14 protein-coding genes and 4 tRNA genes are annotated in these 16,547 nt (G+C 57.1%); 14 read left to right on the top strand and 4 right to left on the bottom strand.

Features of this window, described 5'->3' with window-relative positions; genetic code table 11:
• Window positions 1-25: 25 nt before the first annotated feature.
• On the top strand, window positions 26-775 hold the full coding sequence (locus tag DKY63_RS09760) for a TerC family protein (RefSeq protein ID WP_110963891.1): 750 nt from the start codon (window positions 26-28) through the stop codon (window positions 773-775).
• Between the two features lie 134 nt (window positions 776-909).
• On the opposite strand, the gene DKY63_RS32375 is transcribed toward DKY63_RS09760, so the two are convergent.
• Window positions 910-1,068: a hypothetical protein gene (locus DKY63_RS32375; protein ID WP_204354317.1), complete on the bottom strand. Its 159-nt coding sequence runs from the start codon at window positions 1,066-1,068 to the stop codon at window positions 910-912.
• Between the two features lie 167 nt (window positions 1,069-1,235).
• On the opposite strand from DKY63_RS32375, the gene DKY63_RS09755 reads away from it, so the two are divergent.
• Both DKY63_RS09755 and DKY63_RS09750 read left to right on the top strand, forming a co-directional pair.
• Window positions 1,236-1,964, top strand: coding sequence for a peptidase C39 family protein (locus DKY63_RS09755; protein WP_110963890.1), 729 nt, complete (start codon window positions 1,236-1,238; stop codon window positions 1,962-1,964).
• Between the two features lie 79 nt (window positions 1,965-2,043).
• Window positions 2,044-2,259, top strand: a complete 216-nt coding sequence (locus DKY63_RS09750; protein WP_110963889.1) for a hypothetical protein — start codon at window positions 2,044-2,046, stop codon at window positions 2,257-2,259.
• A gap of 71 nt (window positions 2,260-2,330) precedes the next feature.
• On the opposite strand, the gene pbpG is transcribed toward DKY63_RS09750, so the two are convergent.
• Both pbpG and folD read right to left on the bottom strand, forming a co-directional pair.
• On the bottom strand, window positions 2,331-3,269 hold the full coding sequence (gene pbpG / locus DKY63_RS09745; RefSeq protein ID WP_110963888.1) for a D-alanyl-D-alanine endopeptidase: 939 nt from the start codon (window positions 3,267-3,269) through the stop codon (window positions 2,331-2,333).
• A gap of 237 nt (window positions 3,270-3,506) precedes the next feature.
• A complete protein-coding gene (gene folD, locus DKY63_RS09740; RefSeq protein WP_110963887.1) occupies window positions 3,507-4,361 on the bottom strand; it encodes a bifunctional methylenetetrahydrofolate dehydrogenase/methenyltetrahydrofolate cyclohydrolase FolD in 855 nt (284 codons plus the stop codon).
• 275 nt (window positions 4,362-4,636) lie between these two features.
• Here folD and DKY63_RS09735 point away from each other — a divergent pair.
• The 11 genes from DKY63_RS09735 (at window position 4,637) to DKY63_RS09685 (ending at window position 15,163) form a co-directional block, all read left to right on the top strand.
• A tRNA-Arg gene (locus DKY63_RS09735) sits at window positions 4,637-4,713 on the top strand.
• A 32-nt stretch (window positions 4,714-4,745) separates the two neighbouring features.
• A tRNA-His gene (locus DKY63_RS09730) sits at window positions 4,746-4,821 on the top strand.
• 57 nt (window positions 4,822-4,878) lie between these two features.
• A tRNA-Leu gene (locus DKY63_RS09725) sits at window positions 4,879-4,963 on the top strand.
• A 78-nt stretch (window positions 4,964-5,041) separates the two neighbouring features.
• Window positions 5,042-5,117 (top strand) — tRNA-His (locus DKY63_RS09720).
• A gap of 400 nt (window positions 5,118-5,517) precedes the next feature.
• A complete protein-coding gene (tig, locus tag DKY63_RS09715) occupies window positions 5,518-6,828 on the top strand; it encodes a trigger factor (protein WP_110963886.1) in 1,311 nt (436 codons plus the stop codon).
• A 94-nt stretch (window positions 6,829-6,922) separates the two neighbouring features.
• The gene (gene clpP / locus DKY63_RS09710) at window positions 6,923-7,558 is read left to right on the top strand and encodes an ATP-dependent Clp endopeptidase proteolytic subunit ClpP (RefSeq protein WP_017339698.1); all 636 of its coding nucleotides are present in this window, start codon (window positions 6,923-6,925) and stop codon (window positions 7,556-7,558) included.
• Window positions 7,559-7,670: 112 nt separating this feature from the next.
• Window positions 7,671-8,954 carry an ATP-dependent Clp protease ATP-binding subunit ClpX gene (gene clpX / locus DKY63_RS09705; protein ID WP_110963885.1) on the top strand — a complete coding sequence of 428 codons (1,284 nt, stop codon included), beginning with the start codon at window positions 7,671-7,673 and terminating at the stop codon, window positions 8,952-8,954.
• Between the two features lie 243 nt (window positions 8,955-9,197).
• Entirely contained in the window at window positions 9,198-11,594 is a 2,397-nt protein-coding gene (gene lon / locus DKY63_RS09700) for an endopeptidase La (protein ID WP_110963884.1), read from the top strand.
• Window positions 11,595-11,742: 148 nt separating this feature from the next.
• Window positions 11,743-12,015 (top strand): HU family DNA-binding protein, encoded by a 273-nt coding sequence (locus DKY63_RS09695; RefSeq protein ID WP_002552737.1) that lies wholly within the window; start codon window positions 11,743-11,745, stop codon window positions 12,013-12,015.
• A gap of 234 nt (window positions 12,016-12,249) precedes the next feature.
• Window positions 12,250-14,121 (top strand): SurA N-terminal domain-containing protein, encoded by a 1,872-nt coding sequence (locus DKY63_RS09690; protein ID WP_110963883.1) that lies wholly within the window; start codon window positions 12,250-12,252, stop codon window positions 14,119-14,121.
• Between the two features lie 202 nt (window positions 14,122-14,323).
• Entirely contained in the window at window positions 14,324-15,163 is an 840-nt protein-coding gene (locus tag DKY63_RS09685) for a DUF2242 domain-containing protein (protein WP_110963882.1), read from the top strand.
• Window positions 15,164-15,503: 340 nt separating this feature from the next.
• Here DKY63_RS09685 and DKY63_RS09680 read toward each other — a convergent pair whose 3' ends face one another.
• Entirely contained in the window at window positions 15,504-16,544 is a 1,041-nt protein-coding gene (locus tag DKY63_RS09680) for an AraC family transcriptional regulator (RefSeq protein ID WP_110963881.1), read from the bottom strand.
• Window positions 16,545-16,547 lie beyond the last annotated feature (3 nt).

Here is a 16,547-nt window from a genome sequence, read left to right as displayed (position 1 = left end):
GTCTACAGCGAGTCAGGACTGACCCATGGAATACCTTTTACAGCTAGCCGCCAGCCCCACCGCGTGGATCGCCCTGGCCACCCTGGTGGTGATGGAGATCGTGCTCGGCATCGATAACCTGATCTTCATCTCGATCCTGACCAACAAACTGCCCGAGCAGCACCGGCAGAAGGCACGGCGAATCGGTATCGGCATGGCGCTGATCCTGCGTCTGGGCCTGTTGAGCACCATCGCGTTTATCGTGCAGTTGACAGAGCCGGTGATCGAAATTCTCGGCCAGGCGTTCTCGTGGAAGGACATGATCCTGATCGCCGGTGGCCTGTTCCTGTTGTGGAAGGCCACGACCGAGATCCATCACAGCATGGACCCGGCGCCGGAAGATCCGACGTCGAAGACCTCGACCGTGACCTTGGGCTTTGCCGCCGCGATCGGTCAGATTCTGATGCTGGACATGGTGTTTTCCATCGACAGCATCATTACCGCCGTCGGCATGACCGAGCATTTGCCGATCATGATTATCGCGGTGGTGGTGTCGGTGTTGGTCATGTTGCTGGCGGCTGATCCCTTGGCCAAGTTCATCAACGACAACCCGACCGTGGTGATGCTGGCCCTGGGCTTCTTGATCATGATCGGCATGACGCTGATCGCCGAAGGCTTCGGCGCCCACGTACCGAAAGGCTACGTCTATGCGGCGATGGCGTTCTCGGCGGCGATTGAAGTGTTGAACATGATGTCCCGCAGGGCCAAGCAGAAGCGCCTGACTGCTGAGGCCTGATAGACGCCTGCTCCTCCTGTAGGAGCGAGCCTGCTCGCGATAGCGTTGGATCAGTCACATCGATGTTGGATGTGCCGACGCCATCGCGAGCAGGCTCGCTCCTACAGAGGGGGCAGGCGTTCTGGTTTTGGATGTCAGTGGGCGTTGGCGGGACGGGCAGGGGCTTTGGAGGTTTTTGCCGGTTGAACAGGGTGATGGTGGCGGCGGGCAATTCGCAGAACGCCCCACAACATGGCGGTGGCAACGGCCAGCCAGCCGGAAATCAACATCACGATCGTCATTGTCAGGCTCATCGATGCCTCCTCTTTGCCCTGCGGCGGGCATACACAGCTTGCAAGTGACAGTCTAGCCGCTACCGTGTTTCAGGCTATTGACCGAAGGTCGACAGTGACCAACCAGTTCGCTCTATCGAAAGCCTGCGACTGCGGGTTAAGGCTATACCGATGCCGCAGGGCGTCCTATGATCCACAGCCAGGCCGGGAAGCGGATTGCCGGGCAATTGAACAAGAGAGTGATCATGGTGCGGGCAATTTCTCGAATTCTTTCAGCGGCGGTCATCGTCGGTTGCGTCGCTGGTTTGGCCGGTTGTGCGGGGAGCGTTTCGCCGCAGATCAAGCGTTTGCCGGAGCGGGTCGAACTCAGCGGCCGGTTCTATCGCGGCGTGGCCAATCAAAGTGGGCCGCAGGTGCTGGCCAGCATGTTGTCCCAGCAGGGCGTGGTGATCACGCCGGGGCTGTTGGACAAACCCCTGCATCTGCCGGGTGGCGAGGCTCAGTTGCAGCAAAACATGCAGAACCTGGCCCGGGAATACGGAATGATGGTCTATCCCCTGGACAGCAATTTGCCGGCCCTGTTGACCCAGGTCGCGGCGGGTTATCCGGTGATGGTGCGTTTTACCGAGGGCTCGGCGCTTTGGGCTGAACCTCGTTACGCGATCCTGTCCGGGTATAACCGCCAGAAGCAGACCGTGCTGCTGCGTGCGGGAATGGAGCAGCGAGTGCTGATGAGCTTCAGTTCGTTCGAATCGGCGTTCAAGGATGCCGGGGGATGGGCGGTGCTGATTCAGGCGCCGACGCAGGTTCCTGCCCAGGTCGACCAACAGCGGTGGCTCAAGGCGGCCAATGAGCTAGCCCAGGCTGGCCAGGAGCAGGCGGCGGCGAAAGCGAAACAGGCCTTGGGCGCGAAGTAGGCCCGTTCGTCATCTGAGACGCACCGCCGGGCACATAAGGTATCTGATGTACAAGGTGCCAGATCCCATGGAGGTGCGTATGTCTACCGATTCGAGTTTCAACGACAAGCGTCCGGAGAATGTTCCGACGACGCCTGAGGGGAGTGTCGATCCAGTGATGGATCCGGACAGCCCGCTGCGTGATCCGCTGGCCCGGCCCGCGGTGGCACCCACAGAGCATTCGCACGGTTGGAATGATCCGAGCAAGGGCGATGGTATTCCCGATGATGACCAGATGCCGTTGCCCAATGATTGACTGACCCAATAAAAAACCCCGACATGTCGGGGTTTTTTATTGGCGGTTGCTTTATTACTTGGAAGCTCTTGTTACTTTGAAGCTTCGACAACGCCACTCTGGCGATGCTTGAGGTTCTTGTCCGATTTGTACTGCATGGCAACGGATGGCACGTCGGCGCTCTTGCCGGTTTCGACCCAGTTGCGCAGGCGCGTGGCGTCGGCGAAGTGGGTGTACTTGCCATAGGCGTCGAGAATGACCATCGCCACCTTGCGGTCGCCCATGTGTGTCACCAGGACCAGGCAGTGGCCGGCTTCATTGGTGAAGCCGGTTTTCGTCAGCTCGATGTTCCAGTTGTCTTTATTGACCAGGTGGTCGGTGTTGCGAAAGCCCAGGCTGTAGTTGGGCTTGCGGAACGACACGGTCTTTTCCTTGGTGGTGCTCAACTGTGTCAGCAGCGGATGCTTGTGCGCGGCGATCAGCAGCTTGCTCAGGTCGCGAGCGGTGGAGACGTTGCGCGGCGAAAGGCCGGTCGGCTCGACGAAATGGGTGTTGGTCATGCCCAGCGCCTTGGCCTTGGCATTCATCGCGGCGATGAACGCGGCGTAACCACCCGGGTAATGGTGCGCGAGGCTCGCTGCCGCGCGGTTTTCCGAGGACATCAGGGCAATCAGCAGCATTTCGCGGCGGGGCATTTCGCTCTTGAGCTTGACCCGGGAAAACACACCCTTCATTTCCGGGGTGTTGCTGATATCGATGTTGATGTACTCATCCATGTTCTGGTTGGCTTCAACCACCACCAGGCCGGTCATCAGTTTGCTGACCGAAGCGATAGGAACAACCACGTCGGGGTTGTTGGCGTAGATGACTTTGTTGGTCTGCATATCCAGCAGCAACGTACTGCCGGAAGCGAGCTTGAGCTTCGAGGTATCTCGAGGCGCGGCGGTGGTTTCACCGGCGATGGCAAGTGGCGTGATGAAAGTCCCTGTAAGTGCAAAAACTAGGCTCAGGATGGAAAGACGGATTTTCACGCTGGCAGACTCATAAAGTGTTGATACGCCGTTATGTAACGGGCTATTTCGTAAAAGCGCGACATTCTGGAGTATGGCTGAATAACTGTCGATGGTTGTTCGAGGGGGATTTAAAAGTCCTTGGGAACATGAAAAAAAAGTCATTTTCCGGCGGATGGTCATTGTTGTTGCGCGGGCAAAAAAGAACCCCGCCAATGGCGGGGTTTTCTGTGTCGCTGCGTATCTGCGTTAAAGCTTTCAGCTGTGCAGGGTTTCGGCGGCGTACAGCGTGTTTTCCAGCAGGCAGGCACGGGTCATCGGGCCTACGCCACCTGGCACCGGGGTGATCCAGCTGGCGCGGGGCAGGGCGGTTTCGTAAATGACGTCGCCGACGAGTTTGCCGTCGTCCTGACGGTTGATGCCGACGTCGATCACGATCGCGCCTTCCTTGATCCACTCGCCCTTGACCAGGCCAGGTTTGCCGGCCGCCACGACGACCAGGTCGGCACGGCCGACATGACCGGCCAGATCCTTGGTGAAGCGGTGAGTGACGGTCACGGTGCAACCGGCCAGCAACAGTTCCATCGCCATCGGCCGGCCGACAATGTTGGAGGCGCCGACAACGACCGCATCCATCCCGTACAGGTCGACACCGGTGCTTTCCAGCAGGGTCATGATGCCTTTGGGGGTGCAAGGGCGCAGCAGCGGGATACGCTGGGCCAGGCGACCGACGTTATAAGGGTGGAAACCGTCGACGTCCTTGTCCGGGCGAATGCGCTCGAGCAGTTTCGAGGCATCCAGGTGTTCGGGGAGGGGAAGCTGCAACAGAACACCGTCGATTGCCGGGTCGTCATTGAGGCGATCGATCAGATCGGCCAGCGCTTCTTGAGTGGTGTCGGAAGGCAGGTCATAAGCTTGGGAGAGGAAGCCGACCTCTTCACAGTCTTTACGCTTGTGCGAGACATAAACCTGAGAGGCAGGATCGCTGCCGACCAGGATCACCGCGAGGCCTGGCGTGCGCAGACCTTGCTGGCGACGCTCGTTAACGCGTTGGGCGATCTGCTGGCGCAGGCTGGCGGCGATCGATTTGCCGTCGATTAGTTGTGCAGTCATTGCGCGTGATTAACCATCGAGAGGGGAAAAAAAGAGTGCGCATTCTCGCATGTCATGCGGTGAGGGCAAAGGCGCTTGGTCTGCAAATTCCCCTAACTCCTTTAATTAAATGAATTTTTTTCAAAAAGGATTTGACGACCTACAGGTGGCTCTATACTATTCGTCGCACTTGTCGGGCACAGCCTAGCACTGGTTAAGAAGGTCAAGCGAAATCAAGGTTTTGCGAGGCTGGAAAGCATTTAGTTTGTAGTCCTTCAAGGGTACAGATTAATAAGGCGCCCGTAGCTCAGCTGGATAGAGCATCCGCCTTCTAAGCGGATGGTCGCAGGTTCGAGTCCTGCCGGGTGCGCCATTAGGCAGCTTTGGCACAAGTAGCGCGATATGGTGGGCGTAGCTCAGTTGGTAGAGCACGGGATTGTGACTCCCGTTGTCGTGGGTTCGATCCCCATCGTCCACCCCATATTTCGAAAGGCGCCAGATTTAACGGTCTGGCGCCTTTGTTTTAAAGCTTCAAGCCGCGGATGTGGTGGAATTGGTAGACACACTGGATTTAGGTTCCAGCGCCGCGAGGCGTAAGAGTTCGAGTCTCTTCATCCGCACCAAATAAAGCTTCATGCATGCCAATCGGCATGGTGGGGGTTTAACAAAGAAGTTGTTTGGCTTCTTTGGCACGCAATATGGTGGGCGTAGCTCAGTTGGTAGAGCACGGGATTGTGACTCCCGTTGTCGTGGGTTCGATCCCCATCGTCCACCCCATATTCCGAAAGGCGCCAGATTTAACAGTCTGGCGCCTTTTTTGTTTCAGTGGTTCGAGTTTCGGCGACTGCTGGTTCCGGGGTCGCAGGGCGGGGCATTTCGTCGTATTTATGTTTCTCGATGATGCCGCGCTGTCCGCCGGCTTGCTCGCAAGTCCGGCTGCCAGGGAGATGGTTGGCGACCGCTTCTATATATAGAAAGGTTGGCGCAGAGCCCTGGCATGATTGGCTGTATTTGCCATCGGGGCGAGGTGCATCCGTGCATTCGCACCTATAAATTGCCTGCTGCGTTTTTACCCGTTTTCAGTAGGGTGACTTCTTGAGTTTGACCCTCTAGAATGCATGCCCTTGATTCTGGGGTCGGAAACGGCCGGCCAACGTCTGTGCAACGAGGAATATCCATGCAAGTTTCTGTTGAAAATACTTCTGCTCTTGAGCGCCGCATGAGCATCACCGTGCCGGCTGAGCGCATCGAGACTCAGGTCAACAAGCGTCTGCAGCAGACTGCCCAAAAGGCCAAGATTGCTGGCTTCCGTCCAGGCAAAGTGCCAATGAGCGAAATCAAGCGTCGTTTCGGCGCTGAAGCTCGCCAGGAAGCTGTAGGCGACGTGATCCAGTCTTCCTTCTACGAAGCAGTGGTTGAGCAAAAGCTGAACCCGGCTGGTTCGCCATCGATCGAGCCAAAATCCCTGGAAGCGGGCAAGGACCTGGAATACGTAGCCGTATTCGAAGTGTTCCCTGAGTTCACCGTTGCCGGTTTCGACGGTATCAACGTAGAGCGCCTGAGCGCTGACGTGACTGATGCCGATCTGGACAAGATGCTGGACATCCTGCGCAAGCAGAACACCCGTTTCGAAGTGGCTGATCGTGCCGCTCAGAACGAAGACCAACTGAACATCGATTTCGTTGGCAAGGTTGACGGCGAAGTATTCGCTGGCGGTTCCGCCAAAGGTACCCAGCTGGTTCTGGGTTCCGGCCGCATGATCCCTGGCTTCGAAGATGGCCTGGTCGGCGCTAAAGCCGGTGAAGAGCGCGTTCTGAACCTGACTTTCCCAGAGGACTATCAGAACCTGGACCTGGCTGGCAAAACCGCTGAGTTCACCGTCACCGTGAACAGCGTTTCCGAGCCAAAACTGCCAGAGCTGAACGAAGAGTTCTTTGCTCAATTCGGCATCAAGGAAAGCGGTATCGATGGTTTCCGCGCCGAAGTTCGCAAGAACATGGAGCGCGAACTGCGTCAGGCCATCAAGTCCAAGGTCAAGAATCAGGTAATGGACGGTCTGCTGGCCACCAACCCGATCGAAGTGCCAAAGGCTCTGCTGTCCAACGAAGTTGACCGTCTGCGCGTGCAGGCTGTTCAGCAGTTCGGTGGCAACATCAAGCCTGACCAACTGCCGGCCGAGCTGTTCGAAGAGCAAGCCAAGCGCCGCGTGGTACTGGGTCTGATCGTGGCTGAAGTGGTCAAGCAATTCGATCTCAAGCCTGACGAAACCCGCGTTCGCGAAATGATTCAGGAAATGGCTTCGGCCTACCAAGAGCCTGAGCAAGTCGTCTCCTGGTACTACAAGAACGACCAGCAACTGAACGAAGTCCGTTCGGTTGTGCTGGAAGAGCAAGTTGTGGATACTGTTCTGCAGAAAGCTAGCGTGACCGACAAATCGGTCTCTTACGAAGAAGCGGTCAAGCCGGTAGAAGCTCCAAAAGCCGACTGATTGTTCCTGCGTTAAGAAGTACACACCATAAGCCAGCATTCGTGCTGGCTTATGCGTTTTCAAGACCTAACTATTTTGGGAGTGACTGCAGAGCATGTTCCGTAATTCGTATATTCAGCAGAACTCTGATATCCAGGCCGCAGGCGGCCTGGTCCCGATGGTTGTCGAGCAGTCTGCTCGTGGCGAACGCGCCTACGACATCTATTCGCGCCTTCTCAAGGAGCGAGTGATCTTTCTGGTGGGCCCTGTAGAGGACTACATGGCCAACCTGATCTGTGCGCAGTTGCTGTTCCTTGAAGCGGAAAACCCGGACAAGGACATCCACCTCTACATCAACTCCCCAGGCGGTTCGGTGACCGCCGGCATGTCGATCTACGACACCATGCAGTTCATCAAGCCCAACGTGTCGACCACTTGCATCGGTCAGGCGTGCAGCATGGGCGCGTTTCTGCTGACTGCCGGTGCACCTGGCAAGCGTTTCTGCCTGCCGAACTCCCGAGTGATGATTCACCAGCCGCTGGGCGGTTTCCAGGGCCAGGCTTCGGATATCGAAATCCACGCCAAGGAAATCCTCTTCATCCGTGAGCGTCTCAACACGCTGATGGCCAAGCACAGCGGGCGCACCCTTGAAGAAATCGAGCGCGATACCAACCGCGACAACTTCATGAGTGCGGAAGCCGCTCGTGAATACGGCCTGATCGATGAAGTGATCACCCAGCGCCCAGCTTAAAATAAGCGGCTCAAAATAAGGCTGGTCGGCTTGTCTGATCACCGGCGGGCTTGAAAAAGCCCGCAATAGCCTTCATCTTGTGTTGCAAGCCTATCGGATTTGGATCGAACGAATGACTGACACCCGCAACGGCGAGGACAACGGCAAGCTGCTCTATTGCTCCTTCTGTGGCAAAAGCCAGCATGAAGTACGCAAATTGATTGCCGGCCCCTCGGTCTTTATCTGCGACGAGTGCGTCGACCTGTGCAATGACATCATCCGTGAGGAGGTGCAGGAAGCACAGGCCGAGAGCAGCGCGCATAAATTGCCTTCGCCTAAAGAAATCAGCGGCATCCTTGATCAATACGTGATTGGTCAGGAGCGTGCCAAAAAGGTTCTGGCCGTAGCGGTGTACAACCACTACAAGCGCCTGAACCAGCGTGACAAAAAGGCTGACGACGTCGAACTCGGCAAAAGCAATATCTTGCTGATCGGCCCGACTGGCTCGGGTAAAACCCTGCTGGCCGAGACTCTGGCCCGCCTGCTGAACGTTCCGTTCACGATCGCCGACGCAACCACCCTCACCGAGGCCGGTTACGTGGGTGAAGATGTCGAGAACATTATTCAGAAGCTGCTGCAGAAATGTGACTACGACGTGGAAAAGGCCCAGATGGGCATTGTCTACATCGACGAAATCGACAAGATCTCGCGCAAGTCTGACAACCCGTCCATCACCCGGGACGTTTCCGGTGAGGGCGTGCAGCAGGCTCTGCTCAAGTTGATCGAAGGCACGGTTGCTTCCGTTCCGCCGCAAGGTGGCCGCAAGCATCCGCAGCAGGAGTTCCTTCAGGTTGACACCCGTAACATCCTGTTCATCTGCGGTGGTGCATTCTCCGGTCTGGAGAAGGTCATCCAAAACCGTTCCACCAAGGGTGGCATCGGTTTCAACGCGGAAGTGCGCAGCAAGGAAGAAGGCAAGAAAGTTGGCGAATCCCTGCGTGAAGTCGAGCCTGACGATCTGGTCAAGTTCGGTCTGATCCCGGAATTCGTCGGTCGTCTGCCGGTACTTGCCACGCTTGACGAGCTTGATGAAGCTGCATTGATGCAGATTCTCACCGAGCCGAAAAATGCTCTGACCAAGCAATATGCCAAGTTGTTCGAGATGGAAGGTGTGGACCTGGAATTCCGTTCCGACGCACTGAAGTCAGTTGCCAAGCGCGCTCTGGAACGCAAAACCGGTGCCCGTGGTCTGCGCTCGATTCTCGAAGGTGTATTGCTCGACACTATGTATGAAATCCCATCGCAATCCGATGTGAGTAAAGTAGTGATCGATGAAAGCGTTATAGAAGGCAAGTCTCAACCATTGTTCATCTACGAGAACAATGAGAAACCTGCCAAGGCCGCGCCAGACGCTTAAGCGTCGCGCAGTCGGTACAAAGAAGGGGCCTTCGGGCCCCTTTGCTTTTATGGGCACCAAGCTGCCTTTGAGGGCGCTGAGGCGGTCGACAGTTTTCTGAAGCGGCTCCAGGTTCGGGCCGTGACCGGACAATCTTTCAAGTCGTTTTTTTATCCGCTTGTTTTTTTTGAAACTAGCCCCCATCTTGGTTTCACGCTTAATTCCATCTGTTTCCGGCCCTAGGGCCGCCGTAGAGGCGAAATCATGAAGTCAACCATCGAATTGCCTCTCCTGCCATTGCGTGATGTCGTGGTTTATCCGCACATGGTTATCCCGCTGTTCGTGGGGCGCGAGAAATCCATCGAAGCCCTCGAGGCCGCGATGACGGGCGACAAGCAGATCCTTCTGCTGGCCCAGAGAAACCCTGCAGACGATGATCCCGGTGAAGACGCACTGTATCGCGTGGGTACGATTGCTACCGTTCTGCAGCTGCTAAAGCTGCCTGATGGCACGGTCAAGGTTCTGGTCGAAGGCGAACAGCGGGGCACCGTTGAACGCTTCAGCGAAGTGGATGGCCATTGCCGTGCCGAAGTCTCGCTGATCGACGAAGTCGACGCGCCCGAGCGCGAGTCGGAAGTGTTTGTGCGCAGTCTGCTGTCGCAATTTGAGCAATATGTGCAACTGGGCAAGAAAGTCCCGGCCGAGGTCCTGTCGTCGCTTAACAGCATCGACGAACCTGGGCGTCTGGTAGACACCATGGCCGCGCATATGGCGCTGAAAATCGAGCAGAAGCAGGAAATTCTCGAAATCATCGATTTGTCGGCCCGTGTCGAACACGTGCTGGCATTGCTGGATGCCGAGATCGATCTGCTTCAGGTCGAAAAACGCATTCGTGGTCGCGTCAAGAAGCAAATGGAGCGCAGTCAGCGCGAGTACTACCTGAATGAGCAAATGAAGGCCATCCAGAAAGAGCTCGGTGACAGCGACGAAGGGCACAACGAAGTCGAAGAGCTGAAAAAGCGTATCGATGCCGCCGGCCTGCCGAAAGATGCTCTGGCCAAGGCTACTGCCGAGCTGAACAAGCTCAAGCAAATGTCACCGATGTCCGCAGAAGCGACCGTGGTGCGTTCCTACATCGACTGGCTGGTTCAGGTGCCCTGGAAGGCTCAGAGCAAGGTTCGCCTGGATTTGACGCGGGCGGAAGACATTCTCGACGCCGACCACTATGGCCTGGAAGAAGTCAAAGAGCGGATTCTCGAATACCTCGCCGTCCAAAAGCGCGTGAAGAAGATTCGTGGTCCGGTGTTGTGCCTCGTAGGCCCACCAGGGGTGGGTAAAACTTCCCTGGCGGAGTCGATTGCACACGCCACCAACCGCAAATTCGTGCGTATGGCTCTGGGCGGCGTGCGTGATGAGGCGGAAATTCGTGGACATCGCCGTACTTACATCGGGTCGATGCCAGGAAGATTGATTCAAAAGATGACAAAGGTGGGTGTCCGCAACCCGCTGTTCCTGCTCGATGAAATCGACAAGATGGGCAGCGACATGCGCGGTGACCCGGCGTCGGCGTTGCTGGAAGTGCTCGATCCGGAACAGAACCACAACTTCAACGATCACTACCTGGAAGTCGACTACGACCTGTCGGATGTGATGTTCCTCTGCACCTCCAACTCCATGAACATTCCACCGGCGCTGCTGGACCGGATGGAAGTGATTCGTCTGCCTGGCTACACCGAAGACGAGAAGATCAACATTGCCGTCAAATACCTCTCTCCCAAGCAGATTCAGGCTAACGGTCTGAAAAAAGGCGAGCTGGAATTCGACGAGGAAGCGATCCGCGACATCATTCGCTACTACACCCGCGAAGCCGGTGTGCGTGGCCTCGAGCGCCAGATTGCCAAGGTCTGCCGCAAGGCGGTCAAGGAGCATGCCCTGGAAAAACGCTTCTCGGTGAAGGTCACCGCGGACGATCTGGAGCACTACCTGGGCGTGCGCAAGTTCCGTTACGGCCTGGCAGAGCAACAGGACCAGATTGGTCAGGTTACCGGTCTGGCCTGGACTCAGGTGGGTGGTGAGTTGCTGACCATCGAGGCCGCTGTCGTACCGGGCAAGGGTCAGTTGATCAAGACCGGTTCTCTGGGTGACGTGATGGTCGAGTCGATCACCGCAGCCCAGACCGTCGTGCGTAGTCGCGCGAAGAGCCTGGGGATTCCCCTGGACTTCCACGAGAAGCGCGACACGCACATCCACATGCCGGAAGGGGCAACGCCGAAAGACGGTCCTAGCGCGGGTGTAGGCATGTGCACGGCACTGGTCTCGGCATTGACCGGTATTCCAGTGCGTGCGGATGTAGCCATGACGGGTGAAATCACTCTGCGTGGTCAAGTATTGGCAATTGGTGGCTTGAAGGAAAAACTGCTCGCTGCTCATCGCGGTGGAATCAAGACTGTGATCATTCCCGAAGAGAATGTTCGCGATCTGAAGGAAATTCCTGACAATATCAAGCAGGATCTCCAGATTAAACCGGTTAAATGGATTGACGAGGTCCTGCAAATTGCGCTGCAATACGCGCCGGAGCCCTTGCCGGATGTGGCTCCGGAGATTGTCGCGAAGGATGAAAAACGCGAGTCCGATTCCAAGGAAAGAATTAGCACGCATTAGTACGTATTTGCCTGGGAGGCTTGTTGACAGTTTTTTAGAGCCCTTGTTATAAAGCGGCTCTTAAGTGTCTGTAGGCCATTCAGCACTCGTTTTTGCTTTCACCAAAAAAACTTAGAATCATACTCAAATAGATATAAGGGGACTTAGAGTGAACAAGTCGGAACTGATTGATGCTATCGCTGCATCCGCTGATATCCCGAAAGCTGCTGCTGGCCGTGCGCTGGACGCTGTAATCGAATCCGTCACTGGCGCTCTCAAGGCTGGCGACTCCGTTGTTCTGGTTGGTTTCGGTACTTTCTCCGTAACTGATCGTCCTGCTCGCATTGGTCGTAACCCACAGACCGGTAAGACGCTGGAAATCGCAGCAGCCAAAAAACCAGGTTTCAAAGCCGGTAAAGCACTGAAAGAAGCTGTCAACTAAGTTCGATTCAGTTTTTTGCCTGTCCGGGTCGGGGTCATGCCTGACCTGGCAGCGGAGCGGTAGTCCAGTCGGCAGGTCGCCGGTCCGAGATGCCGAGGTTCGCAGGTTCGAGCCAACGGTCCGCTCCGCCAGTTACGAGAAGGCGCATCCTCGGATGCGCCTTTCTTCTATCCGGATTCTACCCACGCTCCACGGTTGCCTAATTTTTGAAGTTCAACCGTTTTTGGGGGACGCATGCTGCAGAACATCAGGGACAATTCACAAGGCTGGATTGCCAAGACCATTATCGGAGTCATCGTTGTACTGATGGCTTTGACCGGTTTCGACGCCATTTTCAAAGCCACGACGCACAAGAATGAAGCGGCGAAGGTCAATGGCGATGATATCAGCCAGAACGAGTTGAGCCAGGCGGTCGATATGCAACGCCGCCAACTCATGCAACAGCTGGGCAAGGATTTCGATGCTTCCTTGCTCGATGAAAAGATGCTGCGCGAATCGGCACTCAAGGGTCTGATCGATCGCAAGCTGCTGCTGCAAGGCGCAGAAAGCTCCAAATTCGCTTTCTCCGAAGCGGCTCTGGACCAGGTCATCCTGCAAACGCCTGAGTTCCAGGTGGATGGCAAGTTCAGTCCCGAGCGTTTCGACCAGGTGATTCGTCAACTCGGCTACAGCCGTATGCAGTTCCGCCAGATGCTGGCTCAGGAAATGCTGATCGGCCAACTGCGCGCCGGTCTGGCGGGTAGCGGTTTTGTCACCGATGCACAGGTTCTGGCTTTCGCCCGTCTGGAAAAACAGACCCGCGATTTCGCTTCCCTGACCATCAAGGCCGACCCGGCAGCGGTGAAGCTGACCGACGATGAAGTCAAAGCCTATTACGACGAACACGCCAAGGAATTCATGACCCCGGATCAGGTGGTCATCGATTATCTGGAGCTGAAGAAGGCCTCCTTCTTCGATCAGGTCAGCGTGAAAGATGAAGACCTGCAGGCGGCGTATCAGAAAGAAATCGCGAACCTGTCCGAGCAACGCCGGGCTGCGCACATTCTGATCGAAGTGAACGACAAGACCACCGAAGCGCAAGCCAAGGCCAAGATCGAAGACATCCAGGCCCGTCTGGCCAAAGGCGAGACTTTCGAGGCGCTGGCCAAGGAGTTCTCCCAGGATCCGGGTTCGGCGAACAACGGTGGTGACCTCGGCTACGCAGGCCCTGGCGTCTATGACCCGGCGTTCGAAAAAGCCCTGTATTCGTTGGCCAAGGATCAGGTTTCCGCACCGGTTCGCACTGACTTCGGTTTCCACCTGATCAAGCTGTTGGGTGTGGAAGCGCCTGAAGTGCCGACTTTCGCCAGCCTGAAAGACAAGCTGACCCGCGAAATGAAGACCCAGCAGGTCGAGCAGCGTTTCGTCGAAGCGACCAAGCAACTGGAAGACGCCTCGTTCGAAGCCTCCGATCTGGCCCAGCCGGCGCAAGACCTGAAGCTGACCGTTCATACCTCCAAGCCGTTCGGTCGTGACGGTGGTGAAGGCATTACGGCCAACCGTGCCGTGATCACCGCGGCGTTCAGCCCGGAAGTGCTGGATGAGGGTGCCAACAGCACCGCCATCGAGCTGGATCCGGAGACCGTCGTGGTATTGCGCGCCAAGGAGCACCTCAAGCCTGCGCAACTGCCGCTGGAAAGCGTGGCAGGTCCGATCCGCGAGCAGTTGGCCAAGGAGCACGCCAGTGCTGCCGCCAAGACCAAGGCTGACGAGCTGATTGCCAGCCTGCGCGATGGCAAGACTGCACTGAACGCAGCGGTTGATGGTCAGAACTGGAAGGTCACGGAAGCAGCGACCCGCGCTCAGGAAGGGGTTGACCCAACTGTGCTGCAGGCGCTGTTCCGCATGCCCAAGCCTGCTGCCAAGGACAAGCCGACATTCACCAGCGTGACTTTGCCTGATGGCAGCCTGATGATCGTTCGTCTGAACGGCGTCAACGAAGCCGCCGCGCCGACTGAAGAAGAGAAGGCTCAATACCGTCGCTTCCTCGCTTCGCGCGTTGGCCAGCAAGACTTTGCGGCTTACCGCAAGCAGTTGGAAGCCGAGGCGGACATCAAGCGTTACTGATGTCAGGTTGAAATCTCGCGTGACACAAGAACCCCGGCCAACCAGCCGGGGTTTTTTATTGCCGTGGGTCCGACAGACGCGAGGGATGTTTCCCGAATAACGGGGTCAACACTCCTGTAACTGGTTTAAGACACAATCGATGCGACGCTAAGCATCGATCTGTTGCACAATACGCCCCGAACCGTTTTCATCAGGATGTTCAATGTTTAAATCATTTCCCATGCGTGTTGCCGGGTTGGCGCTGGTGCTGGCCGCTGCCGCCGGGTGCTCGTCGAAGAAAACCGCCATCTACGAGCATGAGAACTTCGACGATTCCGGAACCTTCTCCCGCAATTACCCTGTCACCGATACCCAGAGCTGTGAAGCCGCTCGCAGGGCGTTGCTGAGCCAGGGCTACATCATCACCAGCAGTGATCCAAAACTGGTCAGCGGGCACAAGAGCTTCCAGCAGACCGGCGAAACCCACATGGAAATCAGCTTCAGCGTGGTCTGCGCCGAAGACGGCAGCGCCGGACATCACGCCACAGTGTTCGCCAACGCCCTGCAGGACCAGTACGCGCTGAAGAAGACCAACAACTCTGCCAGTCTCGGTGTAGGCGTGCTCGGGTCGGTCTCGATGCCGATCGGTTCGTCGGATGATTCGATGGTCAAGGTCGCCAGCGAAACCGTCTCGTCGACCAAGTTCTACGAGCGTTTCTTCGCGCTGGTGGAAGTGTTCCTGCCCAAGGAAGTGAAAGACGCGGCGCATATTCCCGATAAACCGAAAGCCGATCTGGGCGTACCGGAGCCGCAAGCCGCTCCTGCTCCTGCATCGCTGGCCCCGGAAGCCGCGGCACAGCCAGCTCCAGCTGCGCAAGCAACGTCCGAAGCCACGCCAACAGCATCCGAGCCTGTCGTGCCACCGCCTGAAGCCGCACCGATTACCGCGACTCCGAACGCAGAGCCGACACCTGTCGCGGAAAAGATCACGCCGCCCGCCAACCCGTCCGATATTCCGCCCCCGTCGGAGCCGATCCAGGCCATGCCGATCACTGGCCAGTGATGGCATAACGGGACCGGTCGAACGCTCGCCGGTCCCGAACAAACGCAAATATTTGACCCGCATCAATCAACCCGCAGTCCTGCGGTTTGTTTCGAAAAAATCCTTCGATAAATTTTCGACCGCCTGCTACGTTTTAAACAGTAGCGACGAAGCGTCGTACCCGCGTCATTTTTCTTTCACGGGGGCACTTTATGCTCAAAACGCTGGTCAATCATTCAGACTATTTAAACGAGCGGTGGGGGATTCAAAATGGACGACTATCAAGAAGAACTGCTCGAGTATCAGGCATTCGAACTGGATCCACTGGAGCCAGCCGAAGACGCCACCGAGCTGTAATGCTTCAGGCGGATTGCCTGTGACTGCGGCGAAACTCGCCCGGTGTCTGGTCCATCCAGCGTTTAAACGCGCGTTGAAAGGCTTCGGCTGAGGCAAACCCCAGCAGGTAGGCAATTTCACCGAACGCCAATTCCGTATCGCGAATGTAGGTCATGGCCAGGTCGCGACGAGTGTCATTGAGAATCGCGCGATACTGCGTGCCTTCTTCGGCCAGTTTGCGGCGAAGCGTCCAGACGGGCAGCTTCAAGCGAGCCGCCACTTCTTCCAGGTCGGGTTCCCGACCACCATTGAGCAACGGCCCCAGCATCTGAGTGATACGTTCACGCAGGCTGCGGGTGCGCGTCAGTTGTTCCAGTTCCCGTTCACAAATTTGCAGCAAGTGCCGCCAGGTGCTCGGGCAATGCTGTGCATTGCGCTGAGCGAGGCTGGCCAGGCTCAGGCGCAGTTGATTGTGCTCGGCGCTGAAATGAATCGGGCAATCGCCAATAGTGTTGTAGGCCGCGTGATAGTCGGGTTGCTCAAACTCGATTTCAATACGCTCGGCGCGCAACTCAACGCCGCTGACACTGGACAACTGGTTCAGCCAGCCGGCGATGATCGAGTCCACCACGAAGCGGTTATAGCTGTTGTACGGGCTGATGGAATAGAAGCGCAGCCAGGCGCCCTGAGCATCTTCGTGAAAGCTCGATTGGCCGCGATAGTTGGAGCCGTACAGCGCCTCGAAGCGAATCAGACAGCGCGCCGCCTCGCGCACCGTCGGTGCCTGGGCGGCGGTGACGCCCGCCAGACCGGCCTGGCTCAGGCGACTGAGCTGCCCCATGCGCAAGCCGAGCGCCGGGTCGTTGGTCAACGCAATGGCACTGTGGCCCAGGCGCATGTAGCGCGGAATCGACAGCCGCGCACCGGCCTCACTGAGGCGGGCCGCATCAAGCCCGTATTGTTCTAGCAACGGTTGCGGGTCCAGGCCATGACTGCGTACCGCGTCAGCCAGGCTGTGAACGAAGCCGACGGAAAGATCGCCCAGGCGCATCGGCTGCGGTTTCATGGT

It is taken from the genome of Pseudomonas putida, from assembly GCF_003228315.1.
In the GTDB taxonomy this organism is placed as follows: Bacteria; Pseudomonadota; Gammaproteobacteria; order Pseudomonadales; family Pseudomonadaceae; genus Aquipseudomonas; species Aquipseudomonas putida_S.
Note: the sequence above shows the minus strand (reverse complement) of the source record. Positions and strands in the feature narration are given on the sequence as shown.

Excerpts from the sequence above, each read along its gene's own strand:
- DKY63_RS09685 (WP_110963882.1), top strand. The coding sequence starts at position 14,324 with ATGTTTAAATCATTTCCCATGCGTGTTGCCGGGTTGGCGCTGGTGCTG.
- DKY63_RS09750 (WP_110963889.1), top strand. The coding sequence starts at position 2,044 with ATGTCTACCGATTCGAGTTTCAACGACAAGCGTCCGGAGAATGTTCCG.
- DKY63_RS09755 (WP_110963890.1), top strand. The coding sequence starts at position 1,236 with ATGATCCACAGCCAGGCCGGGAAGCGGATTGCCGGGCAATTGAACAAG.
- DKY63_RS32375 (WP_204354317.1), bottom strand. The coding sequence starts at position 1,068 with ATGAGCCTGACAATGACGATCGTGATGTTGATTTCCGGCTGGCTGGCC.
- clpX (WP_110963885.1), top strand. The coding sequence starts at position 7,671 with ATGACTGACACCCGCAACGGCGAGGACAACGGCAAGCTGCTCTATTGC.
- lon (WP_110963884.1), top strand. The coding sequence starts at position 9,198 with ATGAAGTCAACCATCGAATTGCCTCTCCTGCCATTGCGTGATGTCGTG.
- DKY63_RS09680 (WP_110963881.1), bottom strand. The coding sequence starts at position 16,544 with ATGAAACCGCAGCCGATGCGCCTGGGCGATCTTTCCGTCGGCTTCGTT.
- DKY63_RS09760 (WP_110963891.1), top strand. The coding sequence starts at position 26 with ATGGAATACCTTTTACAGCTAGCCGCCAGCCCCACCGCGTGGATCGCC.
- DKY63_RS09690 (WP_110963883.1), top strand. The coding sequence starts at position 12,250 with ATGCTGCAGAACATCAGGGACAATTCACAAGGCTGGATTGCCAAGACC.
- folD (WP_110963887.1), bottom strand. The coding sequence starts at position 4,361 with ATGACTGCACAACTAATCGACGGCAAATCGATCGCCGCCAGCCTGCGC.
- clpP (WP_017339698.1), top strand. The coding sequence starts at position 6,923 with ATGTTCCGTAATTCGTATATTCAGCAGAACTCTGATATCCAGGCCGCA.
- tig (WP_110963886.1), top strand. The coding sequence starts at position 5,518 with ATGCAAGTTTCTGTTGAAAATACTTCTGCTCTTGAGCGCCGCATGAGC.